General features: G+C 67.5%; 33 protein-coding genes. 20 read left to right on the top strand and 13 right to left on the bottom strand.

The features are described from left to right. Positions 1-27 precede the first annotated feature (27 nt). From ASE66_RS09215 to hisF, 6 genes are all read right to left on the bottom strand, one after another. Positions 28-378 (bottom strand): RidA family protein, encoded by a 351-nt coding sequence (locus tag ASE66_RS09215; RefSeq protein ID WP_057189333.1) that lies wholly within the window; start codon positions 376-378, stop codon positions 28-30. 61 nt (positions 379-439) lie between these two features. Continuing rightward, positions 440-889 carry a YqaA family protein gene (locus ASE66_RS09210; RefSeq protein WP_057189332.1) on the bottom strand — a complete coding sequence of 150 codons (450 nt, stop codon included), beginning with the start codon at positions 887-889 and terminating at the stop codon, positions 440-442. Then, positions 889-1,416, bottom strand: a complete 528-nt coding sequence (locus ASE66_RS09205) for a DUF1697 domain-containing protein (RefSeq protein ID WP_057189331.1) — start codon at positions 1,414-1,416, stop codon at positions 889-891. Before ASE66_RS09205 ends, ASE66_RS09210 begins: the two co-directional genes overlap by 1 nt. A gap of 33 nt (positions 1,417-1,449) precedes the next feature. After that, positions 1,450-2,424 (bottom strand): type I pantothenate kinase, encoded by a 975-nt coding sequence (coaA, locus tag ASE66_RS09200; protein ID WP_057189439.1) that lies wholly within the window; start codon positions 2,422-2,424, stop codon positions 1,450-1,452. A 53-nt stretch (positions 2,425-2,477) separates the two neighbouring features. Further along, positions 2,478-2,798: a phosphoribosyl-ATP diphosphatase gene (locus tag ASE66_RS09195; protein ID WP_057189330.1), complete on the bottom strand. Its 321-nt coding sequence runs from the start codon at positions 2,796-2,798 to the stop codon at positions 2,478-2,480. A gap of 5 nt (positions 2,799-2,803) precedes the next feature. Further along, positions 2,804-3,568, bottom strand: a complete 765-nt coding sequence (hisF, locus tag ASE66_RS09190; RefSeq protein ID WP_057189329.1) for an imidazole glycerol phosphate synthase subunit HisF — start codon at positions 3,566-3,568, stop codon at positions 2,804-2,806. Positions 3,569-3,762: 194 nt separating this feature from the next. Here hisF and ASE66_RS09185 point away from each other — a divergent pair, with 194 nt between their 5' ends. Together ASE66_RS09185 and ASE66_RS09180 are read left to right on the top strand one after the other, a co-directional pair. Further along, positions 3,763-4,545, top strand: coding sequence for a transporter substrate-binding domain-containing protein (locus ASE66_RS09185; protein ID WP_200964570.1), 783 nt, complete (start codon positions 3,763-3,765; stop codon positions 4,543-4,545). A 225-nt stretch (positions 4,546-4,770) separates the two neighbouring features. Further along, positions 4,771-5,481 carry a carbonic anhydrase gene (locus ASE66_RS09180; RefSeq protein ID WP_057189327.1) on the top strand — a complete coding sequence of 237 codons (711 nt, stop codon included), beginning with the start codon at positions 4,771-4,773 and terminating at the stop codon, positions 5,479-5,481. A 31-nt stretch (positions 5,482-5,512) separates the two neighbouring features. Here the strand turns inward: ASE66_RS09180 and hisA are convergent, their stop codons facing one another. From hisA to ASE66_RS09155, 5 genes are all read right to left on the bottom strand, one after another. Next, entirely contained in the window at positions 5,513-6,241 is a 729-nt protein-coding gene (gene hisA / locus ASE66_RS09175; RefSeq protein WP_057189438.1) for a 1-(5-phosphoribosyl)-5-[(5-phosphoribosylamino)methylideneamino]imidazole-4-carboxamide isomerase, read from the bottom strand. Next, positions 6,238-6,894: an imidazole glycerol phosphate synthase subunit HisH gene (gene hisH, locus ASE66_RS09170; protein WP_057189326.1), complete on the bottom strand. Its 657-nt coding sequence runs from the start codon at positions 6,892-6,894 to the stop codon at positions 6,238-6,240. Before hisH ends, hisA begins: the two co-directional genes overlap by 4 nt. Next, positions 6,891-7,376, bottom strand: a complete 486-nt coding sequence (locus ASE66_RS09165) for a DUF2628 domain-containing protein (RefSeq protein ID WP_057189325.1) — start codon at positions 7,374-7,376, stop codon at positions 6,891-6,893. The genes hisH and ASE66_RS09165 overlap by 4 nt, the downstream gene beginning before the upstream one ends. Before the next feature lie 123 nt (positions 7,377-7,499). Continuing rightward, on the bottom strand, positions 7,500-8,087 hold the full coding sequence (gene hisB / locus ASE66_RS09160) for an imidazoleglycerol-phosphate dehydratase HisB (RefSeq protein ID WP_057189324.1): 588 nt from the start codon (positions 8,085-8,087) through the stop codon (positions 7,500-7,502). A gap of 193 nt (positions 8,088-8,280) precedes the next feature. Beyond that, a complete protein-coding gene (locus tag ASE66_RS09155) occupies positions 8,281-8,769 on the bottom strand; it encodes a hypothetical protein (protein ID WP_057189323.1) in 489 nt (162 codons plus the stop codon). Positions 8,770-8,810: 41 nt separating this feature from the next. Here ASE66_RS09155 and hslV point away from each other — a divergent pair, with 41 nt between their 5' ends. The 18 genes from hslV (at position 8,811) to ASE66_RS09065 (ending at position 24,464) form a co-directional block, all read left to right on the top strand. Continuing rightward, positions 8,811-9,380 (top strand): ATP-dependent protease subunit HslV, encoded by a 570-nt coding sequence (gene hslV, locus ASE66_RS09150; protein ID WP_200964569.1) that lies wholly within the window; start codon positions 8,811-8,813, stop codon positions 9,378-9,380. Further along, the gene (locus ASE66_RS09145) at positions 9,377-9,877 is read left to right on the top strand and encodes a GNAT family N-acetyltransferase (protein WP_057189322.1); all 501 of its coding nucleotides are present in this window, start codon (positions 9,377-9,379) and stop codon (positions 9,875-9,877) included. Before hslV ends, ASE66_RS09145 begins: the two co-directional genes overlap by 4 nt. Next, positions 9,877-11,184, top strand: a complete 1,308-nt coding sequence (gene hslU / locus ASE66_RS09140) for an ATP-dependent protease ATPase subunit HslU (protein ID WP_057189321.1) — start codon at positions 9,877-9,879, stop codon at positions 11,182-11,184. Before ASE66_RS09145 ends, hslU begins: the two co-directional genes overlap by 1 nt. 66 nt (positions 11,185-11,250) lie before the next feature. After that, complete coding sequence (locus tag ASE66_RS09135) at positions 11,251-11,505, top strand: type II toxin-antitoxin system ParD family antitoxin (RefSeq protein ID WP_057189320.1); 255 nt, start codon at positions 11,251-11,253, stop codon at positions 11,503-11,505. A 6-nt stretch (positions 11,506-11,511) separates the two neighbouring features. After that, a complete protein-coding gene (locus ASE66_RS09130) occupies positions 11,512-11,826 on the top strand; it encodes a type II toxin-antitoxin system RelE/ParE family toxin (RefSeq protein ID WP_057189319.1) in 315 nt (104 codons plus the stop codon). After that, on the top strand, positions 11,823-13,439 hold the full coding sequence (gene murJ / locus ASE66_RS09125; RefSeq protein WP_057189318.1) for a murein biosynthesis integral membrane protein MurJ: 1,617 nt from the start codon (positions 11,823-11,825) through the stop codon (positions 13,437-13,439). Before ASE66_RS09130 ends, murJ begins: the two co-directional genes overlap by 4 nt. Positions 13,440-13,490: 51 nt before the next feature. Beyond that, complete coding sequence (gene trpS, locus ASE66_RS09120; RefSeq protein ID WP_057189317.1) at positions 13,491-14,552, top strand: tryptophan--tRNA ligase; 1,062 nt, start codon at positions 13,491-13,493, stop codon at positions 14,550-14,552. An 86-nt stretch (positions 14,553-14,638) separates the two neighbouring features. Beyond that, complete coding sequence (locus tag ASE66_RS09115) at positions 14,639-15,133, top strand: universal stress protein (protein WP_057189316.1); 495 nt, start codon at positions 14,639-14,641, stop codon at positions 15,131-15,133. A 93-nt stretch (positions 15,134-15,226) separates the two neighbouring features. After that, on the top strand, positions 15,227-15,793 hold the full coding sequence (locus ASE66_RS09110) for a NifU family protein (protein WP_057189315.1): 567 nt from the start codon (positions 15,227-15,229) through the stop codon (positions 15,791-15,793). A gap of 38 nt (positions 15,794-15,831) precedes the next feature. Beyond that, on the top strand, positions 15,832-16,515 hold the full coding sequence (gene tsaB, locus ASE66_RS09105; protein ID WP_057189314.1) for a tRNA (adenosine(37)-N6)-threonylcarbamoyltransferase complex dimerization subunit type 1 TsaB: 684 nt from the start codon (positions 15,832-15,834) through the stop codon (positions 16,513-16,515). Positions 16,516-16,632: 117 nt separating this feature from the next. Further along, complete coding sequence (locus ASE66_RS09100; RefSeq protein ID WP_244494845.1) at positions 16,633-17,130, top strand: GNAT family N-acetyltransferase; 498 nt, start codon at positions 16,633-16,635, stop codon at positions 17,128-17,130. A gap of 94 nt (positions 17,131-17,224) precedes the next feature. Continuing rightward, complete coding sequence (locus ASE66_RS09095; protein WP_057189313.1) at positions 17,225-18,022, top strand: lysophospholipid acyltransferase family protein; 798 nt, start codon at positions 17,225-17,227, stop codon at positions 18,020-18,022. A 124-nt stretch (positions 18,023-18,146) separates the two neighbouring features. Continuing rightward, entirely contained in the window at positions 18,147-19,502 is a 1,356-nt protein-coding gene (miaB, locus tag ASE66_RS09090) for a tRNA (N6-isopentenyl adenosine(37)-C2)-methylthiotransferase MiaB (protein ID WP_057189312.1), read from the top strand. Between the two features lie 90 nt (positions 19,503-19,592). Next, positions 19,593-20,750 carry a PhoH family protein gene (locus ASE66_RS09085; protein WP_057189311.1) on the top strand — a complete coding sequence of 386 codons (1,158 nt, stop codon included), beginning with the start codon at positions 19,593-19,595 and terminating at the stop codon, positions 20,748-20,750. 83 nt (positions 20,751-20,833) lie between these two features. Beyond that, complete coding sequence (gene ybeY, locus ASE66_RS09080) at positions 20,834-21,346, top strand: rRNA maturation RNase YbeY (protein WP_057189310.1); 513 nt, start codon at positions 20,834-20,836, stop codon at positions 21,344-21,346. After that, positions 21,343-22,338, top strand: coding sequence for a hemolysin family protein (locus ASE66_RS09075; protein ID WP_057189309.1), 996 nt, complete (start codon positions 21,343-21,345; stop codon positions 22,336-22,338). The genes ybeY and ASE66_RS09075 overlap by 4 nt, the downstream gene beginning before the upstream one ends. Then, positions 22,335-23,933 (top strand): apolipoprotein N-acyltransferase, encoded by a 1,599-nt coding sequence (lnt, locus tag ASE66_RS09070; RefSeq protein WP_057189308.1) that lies wholly within the window; start codon positions 22,335-22,337, stop codon positions 23,931-23,933. The genes ASE66_RS09075 and lnt overlap by 4 nt, the downstream gene beginning before the upstream one ends. A gap of 114 nt (positions 23,934-24,047) precedes the next feature. Then, complete coding sequence (locus tag ASE66_RS09065) at positions 24,048-24,464, top strand: helix-turn-helix domain-containing protein (RefSeq protein WP_082613327.1); 417 nt, start codon at positions 24,048-24,050, stop codon at positions 24,462-24,464. Positions 24,465-24,560: 96 nt separating this feature from the next. On the opposite strand, the gene ASE66_RS09060 is transcribed toward ASE66_RS09065, so the two are convergent. Then, positions 24,561-24,848: a hypothetical protein gene (locus tag ASE66_RS09060; RefSeq protein WP_057189306.1), complete on the bottom strand. Its 288-nt coding sequence runs from the start codon at positions 24,846-24,848 to the stop codon at positions 24,561-24,563. Then, entirely contained in the window at positions 24,841-25,485 is a 645-nt protein-coding gene (locus tag ASE66_RS09055; RefSeq protein WP_057189305.1) for an acyl-homoserine-lactone synthase, read from the bottom strand. The genes ASE66_RS09060 and ASE66_RS09055 overlap by 8 nt, the downstream gene beginning before the upstream one ends. Positions 25,486-25,553 lie beyond the last annotated feature (68 nt).

Below are 25,553 nucleotides of genomic sequence, written 5' to 3'. Positions count from 1 at the left end.
TCGCATCCTGCTCTAGTGCGAGCGCGATCAGATCGCGGCGATGACCGCGATCTCGACGGTGTATTGCGGGCCGGCGAGCTTGGCCTCGACGGTGGCGCGGCCCGGCGTGTTGCCGGCCGAGACCCAGCCGTCCCAGACAGCGTTCATCTCGGCGAAGGTCGACATGTCCGAGAGCCAGATATTGACCATCAGCAGCTTCGACTTGTCGGTGCCGGCCTCGGCGAGGAGCCCGTCGATGATCGAGAGGATGTCCTTGGTCTGGTCGCCGACGCTCTTGCCGGCCGCCTTGTCGGCAACCTGACCGGCGAGATAGACCGTGTTGCCATGCACGACGGCCTTCGACATGCGCGGGCCGGGGGCGATGCGCTTGATGCTCATGATCTGGTCTCCATCAGAAGGGGCCTCGCTGGTAGCCCGAGACCGGAATACGCGCAAATGCTTATGCAGCGGCCGCCCAGCCCGCCCAGAGCAAGGCATAGCGTGCCGCCTTGCCGATGAACACCAGCGCGATGAAGCGTATGAGCGGATAGTTCAGCGAGCCCGCGACGAAGGTCAGCGGATCGCCGCCGATCGGCAGCCAGGCGAAGAGCAGCGAGGGCCAGCCGAAACGGGCGAACCAGCCCTGCGCCTTGGCGAAGCGGGCGGGATCGGGCCTCAGCCGTGCCGGCAATCGCTCGACCCCATCAGTCGCGATCAGCCGGCCGAGCCACCAGTTGACGACCGAGCCCGCCGTGTTGGCGAGCGAGGCGACGATGAAGAGGAGCGTCGGATCGACGGTTTTCGCCGCCAGCAGCCCAACGAAGACGACCTCCGACTGGGCAGGCAGCAGCGTCGCGGCGACGAAGGCGGCGCCGGCCATCAGGCCGAGGGCAGAAAGATCAAGCGGCATCAGTCCAGCATCGCGGCGAGCGCCTTGACGGTGTTGGCGTTGCGCAATGTGCCGATGCCGAGTTTCTTGGTCGTGAGGTGCGAGAGAAGCTTCGTCTCCTCCGGCTTGCCGCCGAAATCGATCCACAGATCGCCGTCAGCGAGGGCGAGCGCGATGCCGGGCGTAGCGATCCCGCCGAGCATGGACAAGGCGTCCGCCCCGAGCGGCTTTCGCATGATGCGGATGCCGATATCTGTGCCGTTCCTTTCGGAGAAAGGGTTTTGGGCGGCGAGCCGTCGCCAGCCCTCGGCCTTGCGCAGGATGATATCGACATGCTTGCCGAAACACGTGCTGAAGGCCGCTTCCAACTGGCTCTCGACCACGGCGAGGGGCTCATCATCCGCCTCGAAGATGAGATTGCCGGTGGCGACCCAGGTGCGCGGATCGCGAAAGCCGAGCTTTGTCGCCATGGCCTTCAGATCCGCCATCACCACGCGCCTGCCAGGGCCGAGCACGATCGAGTGCAGGAGAGCGACATAGGTCGTCATGGCGGTTTTCAGACCCGGCGGTTTCAGGCCGCGCTACAACCGCCGGAGCGAGACCTGCTGGATGCGGTGGCTGGCGCCCTTGGTCAGGATCAGGCCGGCGCGCTGGCGGGTCGGCACGATGTTCTCGCGCAGGTTCGGCAGGTTGATCCCGGTCCAGAGGTTCTCGGCGATCGAGAGCGCCTCCTCCTCGCCGATCTCCGCATATTTGCGGAAGAAGGAGCGCGGGTCGCGGAAGGCGGTCTGGCGCAGGGTCATGAAGCGGTTGACGTACCAGCGGTGCAGATCGTTCTCGTCGGCGTCGAGATAGACCGAAAAGTCGAAGAAGTCGGAGACGAAGGGGATGATGGTGCCGTCCCTGGGCAGGCGGCTCGCCTGCAGCACGTTCAGCCCTTCGAGGATCAGGATGTCCGGCCGCTCGACCGTGACCTGCTCGCCCGGCACCACGTCATAGACCAGATGCGAATAGACGGGCGCGCTGACGGCGCGCTTGCCGGCCTTCACCTCGGAGAGGAAACGCAGGATCGCAGCGCTGTCATAGCTCTCGGGGAAGCCCTTGCGCTGCATCAGGCCGCGGCGCTCGAGCTCGGCATTGGGCAGGAGGAAGCCGTCGGTGGTGACGAGCTCGACCTTCGGCGTGTTGGGCCAGCGCGAGAGCAGCGCCTTCAGCACGCGCGCCGTGGTCGACTTGCCGACAGCGACCGAGCCGGCGACGCCGATGACATAGGGGACCTTGACCTCGGCCTCGGCCATCAGGAAGCGCTGCGTCGCCTTGAACAGCCCCTGCGTCGCGGCGACGTAGAGCGAGAGCAGGCGCGAGAGCGGCAGATAGATCGCGACGATCTCGTCGAGCGAGATCGGGTCGTTGATCGATTGCAGCTTGGTGAGGTCGTCGACCGAGAGCGTCAGCGGCGCATCGGCGCGCAGATGCGCCCACTCGTCACGCGAGAACGTGCGATAGGGCGAGACCAGATCGGGGGCGGATGGCGCCGCAATCGGACGCTGGTCCATGATGCCCCCCGTCTTCCAGGCTTCGAGGTTCAACGCGACACTCGCCTCGACTTCTAGCGGGGCCGCGCCGCCTTCTCGGCCAGGCCGGAGCGCGCGGTACGGGCCTCAAGCTGGCTCAAGACGTCCCGCAATGCAACATCGCGGGACTTCAGCACGACCAAAAGATGATAGAGCACATCGGCGCTCTCGGCGATCAGCTCGTCGCGATCACCCTTCACGGCGGCGATCACGGCCTCGACCGCCTCCTCGCCGAACTTCTTGGCGGCGCGCTCGGGGCCGGCGGCGAGGAGCTTCGCCGTCCAGGATTCTTCCGGCGAAGCGCTCGCCCGCTCGGCGACGATGCGTTCGAGATCGGCGAGGGTGAAAGCGGTCATCTTCGTCAATCCAGCCGCATCGCGAGGCCGGCGGCGGCCATGTGCGCCTTGGCCTGCGGAATGCTGTAGGTGCCGAAATGGAAGATCGAGGCGGCGAGCACCGCCGAGGCGTGGCCATCGCGCACGCCGGCGACGAGGTCGTCGAGGTCACCGACGCCGCCCGAGGCGATCACCGGCACGGAGACCGCATCGGCGATGCGCTGGGTCAGGCCGATATCATAGCCCGACTTGGTGCCGTCGCGATCCATCGAGGTCACCAGCAATTCACCGGCGCCGAGCGAGACGACCTCGCGGGCGAAGGCGATCGCGTCGAGCCCGGTGGCGTTGCGCCCGCCATGGGTGAAGATCTCCCAGCGGCCGGGGGTGACCTGCTTGGCGTCGATCGCGACGACGATGCACTGGTCGCCGAATTTCTCCGCCGCTTCCTTGACGAAGGGGCGATTGGTCACCGCCGCGGTGTTGATCGCGACCTTGTCTGCGCCGGCCAGCAGCAGCGCGCGGATGTCCTCGACCTTGCGCACACCGCCGCCGACGGTCAGCGGCATGAAGCAGGCCTCCGCCGTGCGGGTGACGACATCGAGCAGGGTGCCGCGCGCCTCATGGCTCGCCGTGATGTCGAGGAAGCAGAGCTCGTCGGCCCCGGCGGCGTCATAGGCCTTGGCCGCCTCGACGGGATCGCCGGCATCGACGAGATCGACGAATTTCACGCCCTTGACGACACGGCCGTCCTTGACGTCGAGGCAGGGGATGATGCGGGTCTTCAGGGTCATCAGCGCAAGTCTTGAGAGCGGCCCGGGCCGCAAGGCGGCGCAACCTAGAGCATGTTCCGGCAAAGTGGAAATGCAGCGCCGGGTAGGCAAGCAATGCGTGCCGGACACGGGCGCCCTCGCCCCGATGGCGGTTGAACCTGCCTTTGAGCGCTGCTCTCCTTGCGGCAACGATAAGAGAGGGGATGAGGGCTTTCATGCTGTCGACGATCATGCGCGGCGCGTTCGCCGCCTGTGCCGGGCTGTTCTGCATCGGCGCCGCCCAGGCGCAGGCGCCCGCAAATGCGCTCGATGCGATCCAGAGCGCCGGTACGCTGCGGATCTGCACCACCGGCGACTACAAGCCGTTCACCTACGCCGTCGGCGACGGCTATGAGGGCATCGACATCGAGATGGCGAAGTCGCTCGCCAAGGCGATCGGCGTCGAGCCCAAATTCGTGCGGACGAAATGGGCCGAGCTGATGGCCGATTTCACCGGCGGCAAATGCGACATCGCCATGGGCGGCATCGGCGTGACGCTGGAACGGCAGAAGCGCGTCTTCTATTCGGATCCGGCGCTGCGGACCGGCAAGATCCCGCTGGCGCGCTGCGCCGACAAGGACAAATTCCAGAGCGTCGCCGACATCGACAAGCCGGGCGTGACCGCGATCGCCAATCCCGGCGGCACCAATGAGCGTTTCGCCAAGAGCAACTTCAAGCAGGCCAAGATCACGCTGCACAGCGACAACGTCACCATCTTCGACGAGATCCTGGCCGGGCGCGCCGACGTGTTCGTCACCGAGGCGATCGAGGCGACCGTGCAGCAGAAGCTCAAGCCGGGCCTCTGCGCGGTCAATCCCGACAAGCCGCTGACCTTCATCGAGATCGGCTATCTGCTGCCGCGCGGCGACGTGATCTTCAAGGCCTTCGTCGACCAGTGGCTGCACATCGCCAAGGCGACCGGCGAGTACCATCGCTATTACGAGCAGCATCTGCGCTGAGGCTCGCACCGCGCAGGGTGGAGGCACCTTTGCCGCGTTCTCGAAAGATTGCGAACCGGCCCGTTCACTCGTCGTTTACGCTCGTCCCAGCCGGAGCGATCGCTGCACGATTTGCACTGTCGCCTTCCGTTTGGGAAGCCTAGCATCGACCGCGCCAACGAAGCATGCGACGCAGCCGTTTCCGACTGCGTCGGAGCGCGCTCTGCCCATACGAGGATTGCGACGATGTGCGATTATTGTGTCTCGGCCACCGGCAAGACCGGGCTCTCGCGCCGCGGACTGTTTGCAGCCGGCGCCAGCCTCGCTTTGGCCGGCGTGCTGCCCGCGCCCCTGCGGGCGCAAACGGCCGCCGTCGGCCCCGACGAAGCGCTGAAGCGACTGGTGGACGGCAATGCCCGCTATGCCGCGGGCAATCTGAACGAGCGCGATTTCTCGGTCGGGCGGGCGGCGCGAGCCGCCTCGCAGGCACCCTTCGCCTCGATCCTGAGCTGCGCCGATTCACGAATCGCGCCGGAACTCGCCTTCGACCAGGGGCCGGGCCAGCTCTTCGTCACCCGCGTCGCCGGCAATTTCGTCAATGCCGACGTGCTGGCGAGCCTCGAATATGGCGCTCAGGTGCTGGGCTCGCAGTTCATCCTGGTGCTCGGCCACAGCAATTGCGGCGCCGTCTCGGCCACGATCAACGTCGTCAAGGAGAAGACCAAGCTGCCGGGGCAGCTGCCCTCGCTGATCAACGCGATCAGGCCGGCCGTGCTCGCGGCGCAGAAGGAGGGAGCGGCCGATCTGTTGAAGGCGGCCACCATCGCCAATGTCAGGCTCAACGTCGCCAAGCTGAAGAAGGCGACGCCGATCCTGTCGCAGCGCCTCGCGCAGAAGCAGCTTTCCGTGGTCGGCGGGGTCTACGATCTGGCGACCGGCAAGGTCGAGCTGGTTTGAGCGTCCAGAGCTGCCCCGGCCGGCGGCCTTCTCAGGCCGCCGCGAGCCGCGCCAGCGCCGCCGCAGGGTCGATCCGGCCGTCATAGAGGGCGCGGCCGGTGATCGCGCCTTCTAGGATCGCGGCATCGGGCGCACAGAGCCGCTCGATGTCGGCCATGGAGGCAAGGCCGCCGGAGGCAATGACCGGAATCGTCAGCGCATGGGCCAGCGCGATCGTGCCGTCCCAGTTGATGCCCTCCAGCATGCCGTCGCGGGCGATGTCGGTGTAGACGATCGCGGCCACGCCGGCGTCCTCGAAGCGGCGGCCGAGATCGTCGGCGGCCAGCGCCGAGGTCTCCGCCCAGCCTTCGACAGCCACGAAGCCGTCGCGCGCATCGATGCCGACCGCGACCTTGCCCGGAAAGGCCTTGGCCGCCTCGCGCACGAAGCCGGGATCGCGCACCGCCGCCGTTCCGATGATGACGCGGGCGACGCCCTTGGCGAGCCAGCCTTCGACCGTCCTGAGGTCGCGGATGCCGCCTCCGAGCTGCACCGGAAACGAGACACGCGCCAGGATCGCCTCGACGGCAGCGGCATTCATCGGCTTGCCGGCGAAGGCGCCGTCGAGATCGACGACGTGCAGCCATTGGAAGCCCTGGCGCTCGAAGGTCGCGGCCTGGGCGGCGGGATCGTCGTTGAAAACCGTCGCCTGGCCCATATCGCCCTGCTTCAGGCGAACGCATTGGCCTTCCTTGAGGTCGATGGCGGGGAAGAGGATCACGGCGCCCACCTCAGGAAATTGCCGATCAGCTTGAGGCCGAGCTTCTGGCTCTTCTCGGGGTGGAACTGCGTGCCGGCAATGTTGCCCTTGGCCACGATCGCGGTGACCGGGCCGCCATAATCGGTCAGCGCCAGAACCTCCTGCGGGTTTTCGGCGGTGAGCGCGTAGGAGTGCACAAAATAGGCGTGCCAGCCGGACGGACCGGTTTCGATGCCTTCTAGCAGTTTGTGCTCGTCCTGCGGGTGCAGCGTGTTCCAGCCCATATGCGGGATCTTCAAGGCATCGTCCTGCGGATGGATCAGCGCGACATCGCCGGCAATCCAGCCGAGGCCATCGGTGGTGACATATTCGAGGCCGCGGCTCGCCATCAGCTGCATGCCGACGCAGATACCGAGGAAAGGCCGGCCCTTGCCCTGCACGGTTTCTTCCAGCGCCTCGACCATGCCGGAGACGGCATCGAGGCCGCGCCGGCAATCGGCAAAGGCGCCGACACCGGGCAGCACGATGCGGTCGGCGGTGCGAACCTCGGCGGGATCGCTGGTGACGCGGATGGTTGCGGCGATGCCGGCCTCGGTGGCGGCGCGCTCGAAGGCCTTGGCGGCCGAGTGCAGATTGCCCGAACCGTAGTCGACGATGGCGACGGTCTGGCTCATCGTCCGTTCGCCTCGGGGAAGAGGCCGATCACCGGCGCGGAGCTCGGCGCGAAGCGGGCGGGAGCCGGCGCGGTCTCGACCATCCGCGGCGACGCGCCGGCCGGCAGGGCCCGTTCGAAGAAGCGGCGCTCGGCGCTGGAAAGATCCGGAGCCTCGACCACGTCGACGAGCCGCCAGCCCTTCCGCAGCAATTTGCGCGCGATCAGGTTCTGGCCCTCGAAGCCGAGGAAGACCGCGAGGGCGGTATGCGACAGCATCACCGCGAGAAAGGAGAAGCCGATCTGGCGCTGAAGGTAGATCAGCCCGCCCCAGACCAGCGCGTAGAGGATGAAGGCGAGCCAGAGCCGCTTGAACAGCAGCCAGAAGCCGCCGAAGACCAGGGCCGAAAAGGTGAAGCTCTCGGGCAGGAGACGGGCCTGCTCGACCTCATCGCGCAGACCACCGGCGCCCGGGGGCGGGATCAAAGCCTGATAGAACGCCATCGCAGCGATCCCTTTGATCACGTCGCATTCGGGTGGAAATCACCCGAATGCGACGTGATCAATTCCAAAAGTTTTGAGCATTGCTCAAGCAAAAAACCGGTTCCCACTTTTTCGCGCAATGCTCTAGAGGGCGCCCTTGGTCGAGGGCACGCGGCCGCCCTCGCGCGGATCGACCTCGATTGCCGTGCGCAGCGCCCGCGCCAGGCCCTTGAAGCAGCTCTCGGCGATATGGTGGGCATTGTCGCCATAGAGCGTCTCGACATGCAGCGTGATGCCCGCATTCATGGCGATGGCCTGGAAGAACTCGCGCACCAGCTCGGTGTCGAAGGTGCCGATCTTCTGCGCCTTGAACTCCGTCCGGAAGACCAGGAAGGGCCGGCCGGAGACATCGACCGCGACGCGGGTCAGCGTCTCGTCCATCGGCAGGTGGACATCGGCATAGCGGCGGATGCCCTTCTTGTCGCCGAGCGCCTGCTTCAGGGCCTCGCCGAGCGCGATGCCGGCATCCTCGACCGAGTGATGGTCGTCGATATGGGTGTCGCCCTTCACCGTGACCGTGGTGTCGATCAGCGAATGGCGGGCGAAGAGGTCGAGCATATGGTCGAAGAACCCAACGCCGGTCGAAATCTCGGCCTTGCCCGTGCCGTCGAGCACGAGCTTGACCGCGATATCGGTCTCGTTGGTGCGGCGCTTCACTTCGCCCGAACGCATGGGAAACCCTTTGCTGCTCTGTTCGTCGCCGCTTTAGCAGGCGGGCGGCCGGATGGCCAACCGTCTCGGCACAGAACGTGACAAAGGGCGCGGGGAACCCTTCTCCCGTGTGGGAGAGGGGCGGGATGAAGGCCTGCCCTTTCCGCAGAGGGCTCAACGAGTCCGCTGCGCCCAAATAATCAGCGGTGGTCCCTCACCCCTGCCCCTCTCCCATCCGGGAGAGGGGTTCGCGTCGCGCATCCGGCGGTGCCGCAAAGCGGCGAAGGAAGGCGCGCGCCCTTGGCAGCGCATCATGCAGGAACTGGCCGGGCTCGCGCAGCCAGAGGCCGTCATAGGTCTTCGATTTCGCCTCGCTGATCAGCACATCCTGCGGCAGCGGCACGAGCGTCCCGTCCCAGCCCGGCCACCAGAGCCGACCCTTGGCCCAGTGGTGCGCGATCAGGGCCTCCTTGCAGCGATAACCGTGAAAATCGAAGGCCGTCTTGCCATCGCTGACGAAGACGTGGTTGCCGGTGAAACCCTCGACCGGCCTGATCCAGACGGCCTGGAAACCATGCTCCGGATAGGCCTCCAGAAAGGCATAGGCGAGGATGTGGCAGGCGCCGCAGGCGAAGAAGACGCGCTCGGACAGATTCCAGCGTTTGACCGGATCGCTCTTGATACCGGGCTTCAGCCTGAACATGTTGGCGGTTCCTGAGTGCCATTGACCGAGATCGAATCGCGATGTCCGAGACTAGCAATGCCCCGCTGATGCACGCGACCACCATCCTGATGGTGCGCAAGGGCGGCCGTGTCGTGATCGGCGGCGACGGCCAGGTCTCGCTCGGCCCGACGATCATGAAGGGCAATGCCAAAAAGGTGCGCCGCCTCGCCAAGGGTGCGGTGATCGCCGGTTTCGCCGGCGCCACCGCCGACGCCTTCACCCTGTTCGAGCGGCTGGAGGCAAAGCTGGAGCAATTCCCGACGCAATTGCTGCGCGCCTGCGTCGAGCTCGCCAAGGACTGGCGCACCGACCGCTATCTGCGCCGGCTCGAAGCGATGCTGCTCGTCGCCGACAAGGAGGTCTCGCTGCTGATCTCCGGCACCGGCGACGTGCTCGAGCCGGAAGCTTCCGAGCATGGCTCGGTGATGGCGATCGGCTCAGGCGGCAATTACGCGCTCGCCGCGGCCCGCGCTTTGGTCGATGTCGAGGCCGATGCAGAGACGATCGTGCGCAAGGCAATGAAGATCGCCGGCGACATCTGCGTCTACACCAATCACTCGCTCGTCATCGAGACCCTGGAGAGCGCATGAATTTCGTCGCCGACGGCTACGCCTTCGCGCCCGCGACAACAGACGATTTCCCGCTGCTGGCGCGCTGGCTCGAACAGGACCATGTCCGGCGCTGGTGGGGCGACCCCGACGAGGAGCTCGCCGAGATCGCGCGCATCTTCGGCGATCCGAGCATGGAAGCGCTGATCGTCAGCCATGACGGGCGCCCCTTCGCCCATCAGCAGAGCTGGGATCCGGCGCTCTGGCCAGACTACCCGCTGCAGGACCAGCCGGCCGGCACGCGCGGCATCGACCAGTTCATCGGCGAAGCCGACATGCTCGGCCACGGCCATGGCACGCGCTTCATCGGCGCGTTTACCCGGCATCTGCTCGCGCAGGGTGCGCCGCGGGTGGTGATCGACCCCGATCCGGAGAATCTCGCCGCGATCCGCGCCTATGAGAAGGCGGGCTTCACGGCCCTCGATATTCGCGAGACCGGCGACGGCCCCGCGCTGATCATGATCCAGGAACCTGTTTGATGACGTCGTTTTCCCCCCGCGAGATCGTCTCCGAGCTCGACCGCTTCATTGTCGGCCAGAATGACGCCAAGCGCGCCGTCGCGATCGCGCTGCGCAATCGCTGGCGGCGGCAGCAGCTCGAAGGGCCGCTGCGCGAGGAGGTCGCGCCCAAGAACATCCTGATGATCGGGCCGACCGGCTGCGGCAAGACCGAGATCGCGCGCCGCCTCGCCAAGCTGGCGAACGCGCCCTTCCTCAAGGTCGAGGCGACCAAGTTCACCGAGGTCGGCTATGTCGGCCGCGACGTCGAATCGATCGTGCGCGACCTGGTCGAGGTCGCGATCGGTCTCGTCCGCGAGAGCCGGCGCAAGGATGTCGAGGCCAAGGCCCATGTCGCCGCCGAGGAGCGCGTGCTCGACGCGCTGGTCGGCGCCACCGCAAGCGCGACCACCCGCGACGCCTTCCGCCGCAAGCTGCGCGCCAACGAGCTCGACGACAAGGAGATCGAGATCGAGGTCGCCTCGGGCGGCTCCACCCAGCCGATGTTCGAAGTGCCCGGCATGCCCGGCGCCTCGATCGGCGCGATCAACCTCTCCGACATGTTCGGCAAGGCCTTCGGCCAGAAGGGCAAGCCCCGGCGCGTCCAGGTCAAGGACGCCTATGGCCCGCTGCTCGCCGAGGAGAGCGACAAGCTGATCGACCAGGACGCGATCATCCAGGCCGCGATCCGCGAGGTCGAGAACAGCGGCATCGTCTTCCTCGACGAGATCGACAAGATCTGCGCCCGCGAGGGCCGCGGCGGCGCCGACGTCTCGCGCGAGGGCGTGCAGCGCGACCTCCTGCCGCTGATCGAGGGCACGACGGTCGCGACCAAGCACGGGCCGGTGAAGAGCGACCACATCCTGTTCATCGCCTCCGGAGCCTTCCACGTCTCGAAGCCCTCCGACCTCCTGCCGGAACTGCAGGGGCGCCTGCCGATCCGGGTCGAGCTCTCGCCGCTCGACGTCGAGGACTTCAAGCGCATCCTGACCGAGACCGAAGCGAGCCTGATCAAGCAGTCGGTGGCGATGCTGGCGACCGAGCAGGTCACGATCGAGTTCACGCCGGATGCGATTGCGGCGATCGCGCGCATCGCGGTCGAGGTCAATTCGAGCGTCGAGAACATCGGCGCACGAAGGCTTCAGACCGTGATCGAGCGCATCCTCGACGAGATCTCGTTCACCGCGACCGACCGTGGCGGCGAGAGCGTGACGATCGATGCCGCCTATGTCGAAGCGCGCATCGGCGACCTCGCCAGGAATGCCGATCTGAGCCGGTTCATTCTTTAGCGGGAGAGGCCGTTTGGCTGGCACTTGTCTTCATCTTTGTGCATATTGAAGACAAGGAGCGAGCCAATGCCGCGCACGACCACCATGACCGTCCGGATCAGCGGCCCCCTGAGCGATTTCGTTGCCGAGAATGTCGGCCCGGACGGCGATTACGAGAATGTCAGCGAGTATGTTCGCGACCTGATCCGTCGCGACAAGGAGCAGACAGAGCAGGCGGCTTTCGAGCGGCTGAAGGCCGAGTTGCAGCAGGCGTTCGCCGCTCCTGATTCCGCCTATCGACCGCTCACAGCCGCCGAGGTGATCGCGCGCAACCAGGCCTGATGGTCGATGGCTGCGGTTCGTATCCAGGAAACGGCCTCGCACCGCCTCGACGAGATCTACCACTACACGCGTGAGCGCTGGGGTGAGGATCAGGCACGGCGCTATATCGAGGGGCTGTTCGAGACGTTCGGCCGCATCGATACGCATGCCGCGATGTCGCGTCCGGTTCCGGCCGAGTTCGGCGTCGATGGCTTCATGGTGCGCTACGAACGCCATGTCATCTCTTGGCGCCGCCTAGCGAATGGCGACATCGGTATCGTCACGATCCTGCATCAGCGCATGCACCAGATCACCCGCCTGCGTGAGGACCTCGGGCTGTGACCGAGGAGCCGGTCGCGAACGGCAGATCGCCACAGCCATCCTCTCGCCTCGCCCGCGATTCCGCCATCGTCGGAGCGGCGACGATCCTGTCGCGTCTGCTTGGTTTTGCCCGCGACGTGCTGATCGCGCGCCTGCTCGGCACAGGTCCGGTGGCGGACGCCTTTCTCGCGGCACTAAGACTGCCCAATCTGGTCCGGCGGGTACTCGGTGAGGGCGGGTTGAACGCGCCCTTCGTGCCGCTCTATCTCGCCATCAAAGCCGAGCGCGGCGACAAGGAGGCAAAGCGCTTCGCCGGCGCGGCCGCGAGCCAGCTTGGCCTGCTACTGATCGGTTTCGTCGTTCTGGCGGAGATTTTCGCGCCCTGGGTCGTGCTCGGGCTGGCCGGCGGCTTTGCGGATGAGCCGCAGACGCTGGCGCTCGCTGCCTTCTACACCCGGCTGATGCTGCCCTTCGTGCTGCTGACCACGCTCGCCGCCCTGCTCGCGGCGCTGCTCAATGCCGAAGGGCGTTTCACCGTGGCGGCGCTGGCGCCAGCCTTGATGAACGCGATCCTGCTCGCCGCGCTGCTGTTCGAATCGTTCCGCGGCGGCGACAGCCATGCCAGCGCGACCTTGCTCGCCGGCTGCCTCAGCCTGACCGGCCTCGCCCATCTCGCCATGATCCTGCTGCGCCTGCGCGGCATCGGCCTGCCGCGGCCCGGCCTGCGCTGGTCGCCGGACATGACGCGATTGGTCAGGACCGGCGGAGCGACACTGCTCGCCGCTTCGGCCGGCCAGCTCGTGCTGCTGATTTCGACCCAGATCGCCTCGACGGAGGCTGGGTCGGTCTCGGCGCTGTATTACGCCGACCGCGTCTTCCAGCTCCCGCTCTCCTTCTTCGGCGTCGCCATGGGCACGGTCGTGCTCTCGGCCATGGCGGGCGACATATCGCAGGCAGACCACGACGCGCTGCTCGGCCGGGCACTGGCGCTCGGACTGGCGCTGGCGATCCCGGCCACCGCGGCCCTGTTCGTACTGGCGGAGCCGATCGTCTCGGTATTGTTCGAGAACGGGCAGTTCAACGCCGCCGATCGCGAGCGTACGGCCGCCGCGCTCGCCGCTTTCGCCTGCGGCCTGCCCTTCGCGCTTGCAGCCAAGGTCTTCGGACAGGTTTATTTCGTGCGCAGGCAACCGCGTTTGCCGGTGATCGCCGGCTTTGCCGCGGTCGCCGTCGCGGCGCTCAGCGGCTATCTCCTGCTCGGCTGGCGCGATGCGGCGATGATCGGGGCACTGGCGGCGAGCCTCGCCTTCATCGTCCAGGCGGGGCTGCTCGGCGTTCATCTGCTATGGGCCGGCCTGTGGCGGCCGCGCTGGGCCGATGCCGGGGCGATCCTCGCCATCCTCATCGCCGCCGCGATCATGGTGCCGGCGCTCGAGGCCACGATCAGGCCGCTCCTCTCCGCCCTGAATCCGGGCGAACCGGTGTTGCGACGGGCCGGCGCACTGGCGCTCCTGTGCTGCGCGGGCGCCGCGACCTACGCCGTCGCCGGCTTCCTGCTCGGCGCCTTCGACGCTGTGCTGCCGCCCTGGCTCTTGCGCCTTCGCGGCGCATCCGTCAGAACGCCGCGTTCCTGAGCCGATCGACCCCGACTCAAGACTTTTTCCGCCCTGACGACGGAGCGCCCCATGGCCGCTTTCTCTCCCCGCGTCTTCTCCGGCATGCAGCCGACCTCGACGCTCCATCTCGGCAATTATCTCGGCGCGCTAGTGAACTGGGTCGCGATGCAGAAGACCCATGACTGCATCTATTGCGTCGTCGACATGCACGCGATCACGCAGGGGCTCGACGTCTGGGGCGGTCCGACGGAGTTGACCCGCGCCACGCGCGAGGTGGCGGCCGCTTATATCGCAGCCGGCGTCGATCCGAAGAAGAGCATCATCTTCAACCAGAGCCAGGTCTCCGGCCACGCCGAGCTCGCCTGGGTGTTCAACACGATCGCCCGGCTCGGCTGGCTCAACCGCATGACGCAGTTCAAGGAGAAGGCCGGCAAGGATCGCGAGAACGCCTCGGTCGGGCTTTACGATTACCCCGTGCTGATGGCGGCCGACATCCTGCTCTACAAGGCGACGCATGTCCCGGTTGGCGAGGACCAGAAGCAGCATCTCGAGCTGACCCGCGACATCGCCCAGAAGTTCAACAACGACTTCGCCGAGCGCATCGCCGAACTCGGCGTCGGCACCGGCGAACTCGGCTATTTCCCGCTGCCCGAGCCGATGATCCAGGGTCCGGCGCCGCGGGTGATGAGCCTGCGCGACGGCACCAAGAAGATGTCGAAGTCGGACCCGTCAGATTATTCGCGCATCAACCTGACCGACGATGCCGACATGATCGCCCAGAAGATCCGCAAGGCGAAGACCGATCCGGAGGCACTGCCCTCCGAGGAGAAGGGGCTGGAAGGCCGGCCGGAGGCCGAGAACCTGGTCGGTATCTATGCCGGCCTCTCCGGCGAGACCAAGACTCAGGTGCTCGGACAGTTCGGCGGCAGCCAGTTCTCCGGCTTCAAGGCGGCGCTGGTTGAGCTCGCCGTCGGCAAGCTCGCGCCGATCGCCGACGAGATGCGCCGTCTTTTGGCCGATCCCGGCCATATCGACGACATCCTCAGCGACGGCGCCGACCGGGCCGCGACGATCGCCGCCCCGATCATGCTCGACGTCAAGGACATCACCGGCTTCGTGCGCCGGCGCTGATCCGGCAGGCGCCGCAGGGAGGCTTGCGCTGACCTTGCGACGCCTGTCACCATGACATGTCCTGAAATCGGTGGCAGGCGATAGCAATGGTCAAGAGACGGCGATCCTATGAGACGGGCCATCGCCCGAAATTCCTCGCTGTCGTCGACGACAGCGAGGAATGCTCCAAGGCGGTGCGCTTTGCGGCGCGGCGCTGCGCCCGCCTGGGCGCGTCGATCGTGCTGCTCGGCGTGGTGACCCCGCCGCCGGACGAGACCTGGCTCGGCGTCGGCGACATGGTGCAAGCCGACGCTGAAGCCGAAGCGCAGGAGCTGATCGACGCCGCCGCCGCCGCCGTGCGCTCGCTGGCCGGGCTGGAGCCCGAGAAAGTCGTGCGCACCGGCATCAAGGCCGACGAGATGGTCAAGCTGATCGAGGCCGACGAGGACATCTCGCTGCTGGTGCTCGCCGCCGGCACCGGCCGCGATGGGCCGGGCCCGCTGGTCAGCGCGCTCGCCGGCAAGGGCGCCGGCAGCTTTCCGATCCCGGTCGCGATCGTTCCCGGCCATCTCGCCGACGAGGAAATCGACGCGCTGGCCTGATCCGCGGTCACAGCTGCTGGAATGATTCCAGCGTCCGGCCTATATCGGGAACAGGAACGGCGGCCTTGACCCGCCGGCGCCGGAGACAAAGCCATGTTCATCCAGACCGAAGCCACGCCCAACCCCGCCACCTTGAAGTTCCTGCCCGGCCGCAGCGTCTCGCCGGAAGGGCCGATCGAATTGCGTGATCCCGCCCTGGCCGAGCGTTCGCCGCTCGCCATCCGCCTGTTCGGCGTCAAGGGTGTCTCCGCCGTGTTCTTCGGCTCGGATTTCATCACCGTGACCAAGGCCGAGGGCGAGTGGCCGCATCTCAAGCCCGCCATCCTCGGCGCGATCATGGAACATTACATGTCGGGCGCGCCGCTGATGAGCGACGGCGCCCCGACCGACGCGCTCGCCGAGAGCGAGGAAGAATTCTTCGCCGACGAGGACGCCGCGACCGTCGAGACGATCAAGGAACTGCTCGAGACCCGCATCCGCCCGGCCGTCGCCGGCGATGGCGGCGACATCACCTTCCGCGGTTTCAAAGACGGCACGGTCTACCTCGTCATGAAGGGCTCCTGCTCGGGCTGCCCCTCCTCGACCGCGACGCTGAAGCACGGCATCCAGAACCTGCTGCGGCATTTCCTGCCGCAGGTGCGCGAGGTCGAGGCGGTTTGATCACCCCCCGCATCGCACTCGACTGGACCTAAGCCCTGATGCGCATCCTCGCGATAGACACCGCGCTCGGCGCCTGCTCGGCCTGCGTGCTGGACACCAGCGACCCCGCTCCCATCGCGATCGAGCAGATCGCGATGGAGCGCGGCCATGCCGAAGCGCTGATGCCGATGATCGAGCGGGTGATGGGCAAGATTGAGGGCGGCTTCTCTTCGCTCGACCGCGTCGCCGTGACCATCGGTCCCGGCAGCTATACCGGCCTGCGCGTCGGTATCAGCGCGGCCCGCGCGATCGCGCTCGCCGCCGGCATCCCCGCGATCGGGATCTCGACACTGGCCGCCAGCGCCGCGCCCTTCATCGGCCGGGAGGGCGGACGTGTCGTCGCCGCTGCCGTCGACGCCAGGCACGGCCAGGTCTGGTTCCAGGCGATGAACGCGCAGGGCAAGCAGCTCGTCTCGGTGCGCCAGGTCAACCATCGCGATGCCGCTCGCGCCATCGGCGCCGGCCCGGTCTCGCTGGTCGGCTCGGCCGCGCTCGCCGTCGCCAACGAGGCCTGGGCGATCGGCCTCGACGCGCTCGTGGTCGACGACGCCAAGGCGCCGGACGTGACCTGGGTGGCCCGGCTCGGGCTGATCGCCGATCCCGAGAGCGCGCCGCCGCGCCCGCTCTACCTCAAGCCGCCGGAAACGACGCCGCAGGATCGCGCCCGGCTGCCGCGGCGCTAGAGCAGGATGCGAAAAAGTGGGAACCGGTTTTTCGCAGGAATCCTGCTCTGAACTCTTGGAACCGATCACGATGATCTTGGATCGATTCGATCCAAGATCATCGTGATCTAGCAGGCGATGGACTGGTTCCGATCCCTGTTCAGGCGCCGGCCGAAGATGGGCCGGACCGGCCTGCTCGACGTCCGCCATGCCAGGCGGGTCGCGGCTCTGCATCACCAGGGCGGCTTCGCGCGCCTCTGGGAGCCCGGCGAATGCGCGGCGCTGCTCACCGATCCGGCTGTCGTGGCCGAGGGCGTGTTCATCGGCAGCACCAGTGAACCCTGCGGCTTCGTGATGTCGCGAATCGCCTCCGACGAGGCGGAGATCCTCAGCATCGTGGTTGCCGGCGGGCGGCGGCGGTCCGGGCTCGGGCAGACGCTGCTCTGCGCCCATCTGGCGCAACTGGCAGCGCGCAGGGTGGCGCGGCTCTTCCTCGAGGTCGAGGAGGGCAACGCGCCGGCGATCGCTCTCTACAATCGGCTCGGTTTCGAGATCGTCGGCCGACGCGAGGGCTATTACCCCAAGCTCGACGGCAGCCGCGTTGCAGCGCTGGTGATGCGGCGCGATCTCGGCTGAAGGGCACGGCACCTGCCATAGACGGCCCGGGAAAGCCCAATTATAGCCGGTGCCGCACCCGCGGAGCGCCAACGCAGAGAATGAACGGCTCAGCATGAAAGGCCTCCGTCCCGGCGCCATGGCGCGACTCGCGCTGCTCGTCCTTGGCACGCTCATCCTGATCCCGCCCCAGCTCGTCGCGATGCGATTCGGGCGGCCGTTCTATTTCACCCGGCTGTTCCAGAAGCTGGTCTGCCGCAGCTTCGGCGTGCGAATCACCGCGCACGGAGAGGCTCCCCGGCCAGGAGAGGGCGGGCTGATCGTCGCCAACCACATCTCATGGCTCGATATCCCCGTCGTCGGCACGACGGGGCCGCTCTCCTTCGTCGCCAAGGCCGAGGTCGCGACCTGGCCGGTGGTCGGCTGGCTCTCGACGCTACAGCGCACCGTCTTCATCGACAGGATGCGCCGCGGCGCCACCGTCGGCGTCGCCAGCGAGATGGGACGGCGGCTGCAGAACGGGCAGTCGGTGGTGCTGTTTGCGGAGGGTACGACCGGCGACGGCACGCGTATCGTGCCGCTCCGTTCCTCGCTGCTCGGCGCCGCTCACGAAGCCGTGCGCGGGGCGGACGAGGCCGAGACCACGGTCTATCCGCTCTGCATCACCTATACCGGCTTCCACGGCCTGCGCGGCGGGCGGGCCGAACGCTCGGCGCTTGCCTGGTATGGCGATACCGAACTCGCGCCGCATTTGCAGGCGATGATCAATTCCGGTGCCATCGACGTCGAGCTCGCCTGGGGCGAGCCGATCCGGATGGGCCGCAAGCTTTCGCGCAAGGAGGCGACGCGCCTCGCCGAGATTTCGATCCGGCGGGCGCGGCAAGAGGCCGTCACCGGCCGGTCACGCGCCTGAGCCAGATTCGAACAGCTTGGACTGTTGCGGCCCGGATATTGCGTGGCGACCAGCGACGGCGATATGATTCCCATCGTCGGGGCGATTGGGATAAGGAGACGCGGTTGAGGCCGGATCAGCGTTGATGAAGAAAGTCCACATCAAGTCCTATGGCTGCCAGATGAACGTCTATGATGGCCAGCGCATGGCCGACGTCCTCGGCGAGCAGGGCTATGTCGAGACTGCGACGCCTGACGACGCCGACCTCATCCTGCTCAACACCTGCCATATCCGCGAGCGGGCAGCGCACAAGGTCTATACCGAGCTCGGCAAGCTGCGCGACCTGAAGCGCGAGCGAAAGGCGCAAGGGCGCGAGACCACGCTGGTCGTCGCCGGCTGCGTCGCGCAGGCGGAAGGCGCGGAGATCCAGCGCCGGCAGCCGGCCGTCGACCTCGTCATCGGGCCGCAGACCTATCACCGCCTGCCCGAACTGCTCGCCCAGGCGAAGCGCGGCCGCGTCGTCGACACCGAATTGCCGCCCGAGGACAAGTTCGGCCACCTGCCGGCGCCGAAGCCGGCCGCGATCGTGGCCCGCGGCATCTCGGCCTTCGTCACCGTGCAGGAAGGCTGCGACAAGTTCTGCGCCTTCTGCGTCGTGCCCTACACCCGCGGCGCCGAATTCTCGCGCCCGGTCGCGCAGGTACTCGCCGAGGTCGAGCGGCTGGCGCAGGCCGGCGTGCAGGACGTCTCGCTGCTCGGCCAGAACGTCAACGCCTATCATGGCGAGGGACCGGACGGCGCCATCTGGACCCTGGCGCGATTGATGGCCCGCATCGCCGAGGTGCCGGGCATCGCTCGCATCCGCTACACGACGAGCCATCCGCGCGACATGGACGACGAATTGATCGCCGCCCATCGCGACCTGCCGCAGGTGATGCCGTTCCTGCATCTGCCGGTGCAGGCGGGGTCCGACCGGATCCTTGCCGCAATGAACCGCAAGCATACCGCCGACGAGTACCGCAGACTGATCGACAGGATTCGTGACGCGCGGCCCGACATTGCCCTCTCCTCCGACTTCATCGTCGGCTTCCCCGGCGAGAGCGATGCCGATTTCGAGGACACGCTGCGGCTGATCGCCGATGTGCGCTTCGCCTCGGTCTATTCGTTCAAGTATTCGCCGCGCCCGGGCACGCCCGCGGCGGAGCTCTCCGAGCAGGTCCCGCTCGCCGTGATGGACGAGCGGCTGCAGCGGCTGCAGGGCCTGGTCGAGCAGCACCGGCAGGAGTTCAACCACGCCATGGTCGGGCGCACCGTCGAGATCCTGATCGAGCGGACCGGCCGGCATCCCGGCCAGCTCGCCGGCAAGACACCCTATATGCAGGCGGTCCAGATCGAGAGCGCGACGCACCGGATCGGCGATCGCATCCTGGTCGAAATCGAACGTGCCGGGTCGAATTCACTGTTCGGCCGGGCGGTGGAGCGGCCCGACCTGGCTGCCTGAAGAGGGTTCGAGTGCGTAGCGTGCGGTGGCGTCGGCGTTGCGGTGACGGATTCTGACTGCGCCTGTCCGACTCATTCTCGAATGGAGACAATGGCATTGGCCCAGGCCGATCAATTCACCCCGAAAGCCGAGCGCGGCGGTCGCCGCGACGAGGCGCTGACGCGCGAGGGCTTGCCCGGCGCAGAGGTCGAACTCACCTTCGACAACAACCAGACCGCCGGCCTGGTCTTCGGCCATTACGACCAGAACCTGGCGCATCTGGAGCGGCGCCTCGGCGTCGTCGTCAGCCCGAACGGCAACCACGTCACCATCAAGGGTCCGCGCGAAACCGCCGAGCAGGCGAGCCGCGTGCTGCGCACGCTCTATGCCCGGGCCAAGACCGGCGCCGCCGTCAATCTCGGCGAGGTCGACGGCGCGATCGAGGAGAGCAATTCACAGCGCTCGCTCTTCCCCGCCGACAATGCCGGAAAGGCCGCCTTCGACGCGGTGGTGACGCGCAAGCGCGGCCCCGTGCGGGCCCGCAACGCGGCGCAGGACGCCTATCTGCGCCAGCTCAAGCGCCATGAGCTCGTCCTCGCCGAAGGCCCGGCCGGCACCGGCAAGACCTGGCTCGCCGTCGGCCATGCCGTCTCGCTGATCGAGCAGGGTGTGGTCGAGCGCATGGTGCTGTCGCGCCCGGCGGTCGAGGCCGGCGAGCGTCTCGGCTTCCTGCCCGGCGACATGCGCGAGAAGGTCGATCCCTATCTGCGGCCGATCTACGATGCGCTCAACGACTTCATGGAGGCGCGCCATGTCGAGCGCGCGCTGCAGACCGGCATGATCGAGATCGCCCCGCTCGCCTTCATGCGCGGGCGCACGCTGAGCAACGCCGTGGTGCTGCTCGACGAGGCGCAGAACGCCACCTCGGTGCAGATGAAGATGTTCCTCACCCGCCTGGGCGAGGGCTCGCGCATGATCATCACCGGCGACCCCTCTCAGATCGACCTGCCACCGGGCCAGCGCTCCGGCCTGGTCGAGGCAGTCCGGCTTCTGTCCGGCGTCGAAGGTGTCGGCCATGCCCGCTTCGAGGAGGGCGACGTGGTGCGCCATCAGCTCGTGCGCCGCATCGTCATGGCCTATGAGGACGCTTCCCGGAGGGAGCGCGACGAGCGCGAGGCGCGGCTCGCCGCCCTGCCGGCGCCTGACGCGCCGATCGAAGGCGACACCGACGGGCTGAAGCGCACGCTGTCGCGGGAGCGGCCGCGATGACCGACCGACCTCGTTCGCGGCGCGCAGCGCCGCGAACCGATCCTGCGGAGCCTCCCCCTGGCGGGCCCACACTGGCCGTCCGCATGCAGTCGCGGCGCTGGCACGCGGTCGAGGACTTGAAGCCACGCATCGGCGCGGCTATCGACGCGGCGCTGGCGCTCGCTCCGGTCAAGCCATCGCCGGGAGCGGAGCTCAGCCTGCTGCTCACCGACGACAAGCGCATCCGCATCGTCAACCGCGACTGGCGCGGCTTCGACAAGGCGACCAACGTCCTCTCCTTCCCGGCAGCGCCGCCCGAGCGGATCGCATCGAGCCCGGTGATCGGCGACATCGTGCTCGCCTTCGAGACGATCGTCCGCGAGGCCGAAGTCGAGGAGAAATCCTTCGGCGACCATCTCAGCCATCTCGTGATCCACGGCCTGCTGCACCTCGTGGGCGAAGACCACGAGACCGAGGAGCAGGCGCAGCGCATGGAAGCGCTGGAGACCGCGGCACTCGCCCGGCTCGGCATCGCCGATCCCTATGCCGGCTCGGAGCCGGAACCCATGCAGCCCCGCCAAACGGCCAAGAACCAGAAGTCCCAACCTGCGTCATGAGCGACGACCCCCGATCTTCATCATCGTCGGAACCATCAGGCCGCGGCCTGTCGCACTGGCTCGGCCAGTTCCTCGACCGGCTCGGCCTACGCCATGGCGGCTCGATCCGCGAGGACATCACCGAGGCGCTGGCGCAGGATAGCGGCGGGGTCACCGATCTCTCGCCGCAAGAGCGGGCGATGCTCTCGAACGTGCTGAGCCTGCGCGAGCGCCGCGTCGCCGACGTGATGGTGCCGCGCGCCGACGTCATCGCGGTCTCCTCGGAAGCGACGCTCGGCGACCTCCTGGCGCTGTTCCGTACCGCCGGCCATTCGCGCCTACCTGTTTATGGCGAGTCGCTCGACGATCCCCGCGGGATGATCCACATCCGCGATTTCCTCGACTTCATCGCCGCCCGCGCCAAGCCGGGCCGCCGCGCGCGCGGCGAGGTAGAAGCCGGCGCCGGGCCGAGTCTGGGCGCCATCGACCTCTCGATGACGCTGGCCCAGGCCAAGATCCTGCGGCCCGTGCTTTACGTGCCGCCCTCGATGCCGGCGGTGGACCTGCTGGTTCGGATGCAGGCGACGCGCACCCATATCGCTTTGGTGATCGACGAATATGGCGGCACCGACGGGCTGATCTCGATCGAGGACCTGGTCGAGATCGTCGTCGGCGACATCGAGGACGAGCACGATCTCGACGAGGCGCCGGCGATCGCGCCCGCCGGCGAGAACCGCTACATCGCCGATGCCCGCGCCACGCTCGACGAGCTGAAGCAGGCAACGGGGATCGATCTGTCGAGCGCCGAGGTGGCCGAGGAGGTCGACACGCTCGGCGGCCTGATCGTGACGCTGGCCGGCCGCGTGCCGGTGCGCGGCGAATTGATCAAGGGCCCGGAGGAGCTCGAATTCGAGGTGCTCGACGCCGATCCGCGCCGGGTGAAGCGCCTGCGCATCCATCGCCGTGACCAGGTCACCGCCGAGCAGCCGCCAGCCGCTCCGGACGCCGCATGACCAAGCTCTCGGCGCTGGCCGACCGCGTCATCCTCGCCTGGGGCTGGCCGCGCCGGCTGATCGCGCTCATCTGCGGCGCCTGCGGCGCGCTGGCGCTCGCCCCGCTCGACCTCTGGCCGCTGATGGTCGTGCCGATGACCGCCGCGGTCTGGCTGATCGACGGCTCGGTCGCCGAAACCCGGCGCGGACGCCTCTGGGCCGCCGCCAGCGCCGGCTGGTGGTGGGGCTTCGGCTATCATCTCGCCGGGCTGTGGTGGCTCGGCGCCGCCTTCCTGGTCGAGGCCGACAAGTTCGCCTGGGCGATGCCGCTCGGCGTCATCGCCCTGCCAGCCTTCCTGGCGCTGTTCCCGGCTGCCGGCTTCGCGCTGGCGCGGGCGCTCTGGCCGAATGGCGCCGGCCGCATCCTGGTGCTGGCGGCGGCGCTGGCGCTGAGTGAGTGGCTGCGTGGCCATGTTCTCACCGGCTTCCCCTGGAACGTCTACGGCATGATGCTGGCCGGACCGGCCTGGCTCGCCCAGAGCGCCAGCATAGTCGGGCTCTACGGGCTGACGGCGCTAGCGGTCGCCATCGGTGCGGCGCCGGCCGTACTCGGCACGGCTGAGGGCGGCGAGGGGCGCTGGCGTGCACCGGTGCTGGCAGGCCTCGTGCTGGCGACCATGGCCGGGTTCGGCGCCTGGCGGATTCCGGCCGAGCCGGTCGCGGCGGTGAACGGGGTCAAACTGCGCCTGATGCAGCCGAACCTGCCGCAGGATGCCAAGTTCAGTCCGCGCAACAGCGAGATGATCCTGTCGCAGTATCTTTCGCTGAGCGACCGCGCCACCGGCCCGGCGACCTCGGGCGTGCTGGACGTGACGCATCTGATCTGGCCCGAATCGGCCTTCCCCTTCCTGCTCGGGCGCACACCGCAGGCGCTGGCGCGGATCGCTGCCCTGTTGCCGCCGAACACGACCCTGATCACCGGCGCGGCCCGCGCCGGCGAGACGCTGCCGGGCGAGAGCCGGCCGCCGATCTACAATTCGATCCAGGTCGTCAACGACGAGGGCGTGATCACCGGCAGCTACGACAAGGTCCATCTCGTCCCCTTCGGGGAATATCTGCCTGCTGTCCTCGAGCGGTTGATCCGTGTCGTGGGGTTGTCGGAATTCGTCTCGGTTCCCGGCGGCTTCGCCTCCGGCAGCCGGCGCACACCGCTCTCGATCCGTGGCCTGCCGCCGGCGGCGGCGCTGATCTGCTATGAGGTGATCTTTCCCGGCGCGGCGATGCCGAGCGGCCCGCGGCCGGGCTTCATCCTCAATCTCACCAATGACGGCTGGTTCGGGCAGACCAGCGGGCCCTATCAGCATCTCGCCCAGGCCCGCTTACGCGCCATCGAGGAAGGCCTGCCGCTGGTTCGCGTCGCCAATACCGGCATCTCGGCGGTGGCCGACCATTACGGCCGCATCCGCGCCGCGCTGCCGCTCGGCGAGACCGGGGTCCTCGACACGACGCTGCCTCGCGCCGGCGCGGCGACGGCCTATTCCCGCTTTGGCGACCTTTTCTTTACAGGTGTAGTTGCCAGCTTCTTGCTCGCTGGAGTATTAGTGCGGAGACGGTGATCCCATTTGGAACTTTCTTCCGGGAAGGCCGCCAATGGCCGGCCGGACCGGGCCCTTCAGCGGGCCACCGACAGGTCTGGACGGATAAAACAAAGGGGACCGGCAGCCATGTTGATGAAGAAAGTACCGAACCCGATCGACCGCCATGTCGGCAGCCGCGTCCGGATGCGGCGCATGCTCGCCGGCGTCAGCCAGGAAAGGCTCGGCGAGGCCCTCGGCCTGACCTTCCAGCAGGTGCAGAAATACGAGAAGGGCACAAACCGGATCAGCGCCAGCCGCCTGCAGCAGATCTCCAAGATGCTCGGCGTGCCCGTCGCCTTCTTCTTCGACGGCGCTCCGTCCGACGACACCATCGGAAACGGCTTCGCCGAGGCATCGAACACGACCTATGTCGCCGACTTCCTCGCCACCAGCGAGGGCGTGCAGCTGACCAAGGCCTTCGTGCGCATCAAGAACCCACGCGTGCGCCGGCGCATCGTCGATCTCGTCGAATCGCTCGGCGACACGCCGATCGAAACCCTCGAGCAGTGATGCTTCCGCCCGCGGCGTGGGCGGAAGCCATTTCCTGTTTCTCGTTCGAGAGCGCCTGACCGATGAGCTCGCGGCGTGAGCTGATCGGACTGCGCTTCAGTGCAGGGCCGGCGCGGCGTCCTGGGTCAGGACGAGCGTGCTCCGGTTGAGCCGCTGCAGCTGCGGGCTGGGATTCACCAGCAGGAAATCCCTGAGCTTCACCTGATCCGGCTCCGACATCGACAGGATCTGGACTGCAAGCCAGAGCTCGTCCGGCAGATCCATGCGGTAGGCGACATCCACCAGCTCCTGATGCACAGGATGGCTGCGCAGGAGCGTGGTGAGCAATCCCAGCGCGTATTCGATCTTGGCGCGGCTGCTGCTCGCATCGTGCTGATTAGCCATGCTGAATCCTCCGTTCGCCCGGAGCCCGCTTCGCGCCGCGGCGCGACAGGATGACCGGCGCTTCGATGTCCCTGAAGGCGAGGGTGCGGCGATAGGCTTCCTCGCTCACCGTGATGATCGTGCCGACGCAATTCATGCCGTCGATCATCGTCGGCAGGCCGAGCGGCCGGACCTCCCAGCCCAGTTCCAGGAAACGTGGCATCCACCAGGTCTCCATCACCACCGTGATCGCCGAGATATCGTTGGCCAGGCAATGCTCGAACATCGCGGCCATGACGGTATGCAGGACCTTGCTGTCGCCGCCGCGCCGCTCCGGCACGACGAAGATGCGGGTCCATTCGACGATGTCGCTGCCGCGCTGGAGCCCGCGCACATCGGCCAGGAACGGGAAGACATCCGCCATCAGATGCGGGCCCTCCGTCGGAACGAGCCGCGTGCCGCCGATCACGCGCCCGTTCTCGATCGCCAGCAGATAAGTCGCGTCCGCATTGTCGAACTGGTCGACCTCCCGGCCATCGGGCCGTTCGAGCGCCATCCATTTGCGCTCGCCGACATAGATCTGGTGCCGAATCCTGAAATGCTGCTCGAGTTCGGCACCATAGAGGTGCCGGTTCCCGGCATCGATAACGTGGATCATCGCCGCTTCCCCCTGTTCGAGGAAGACAGGCTGCCGCCTTTCCGGCTGCGTGGGTATTCCGGAATTCC

It is taken from the genome of Allobosea sp. Root483D1 (genome assembly GCF_001429505.1).
GTDB lineage: Bacteria > Pseudomonadota > Alphaproteobacteria > Rhizobiales > Beijerinckiaceae > Allobosea.
This window is presented reverse-complemented; position numbering and strand designations above follow the sequence as displayed.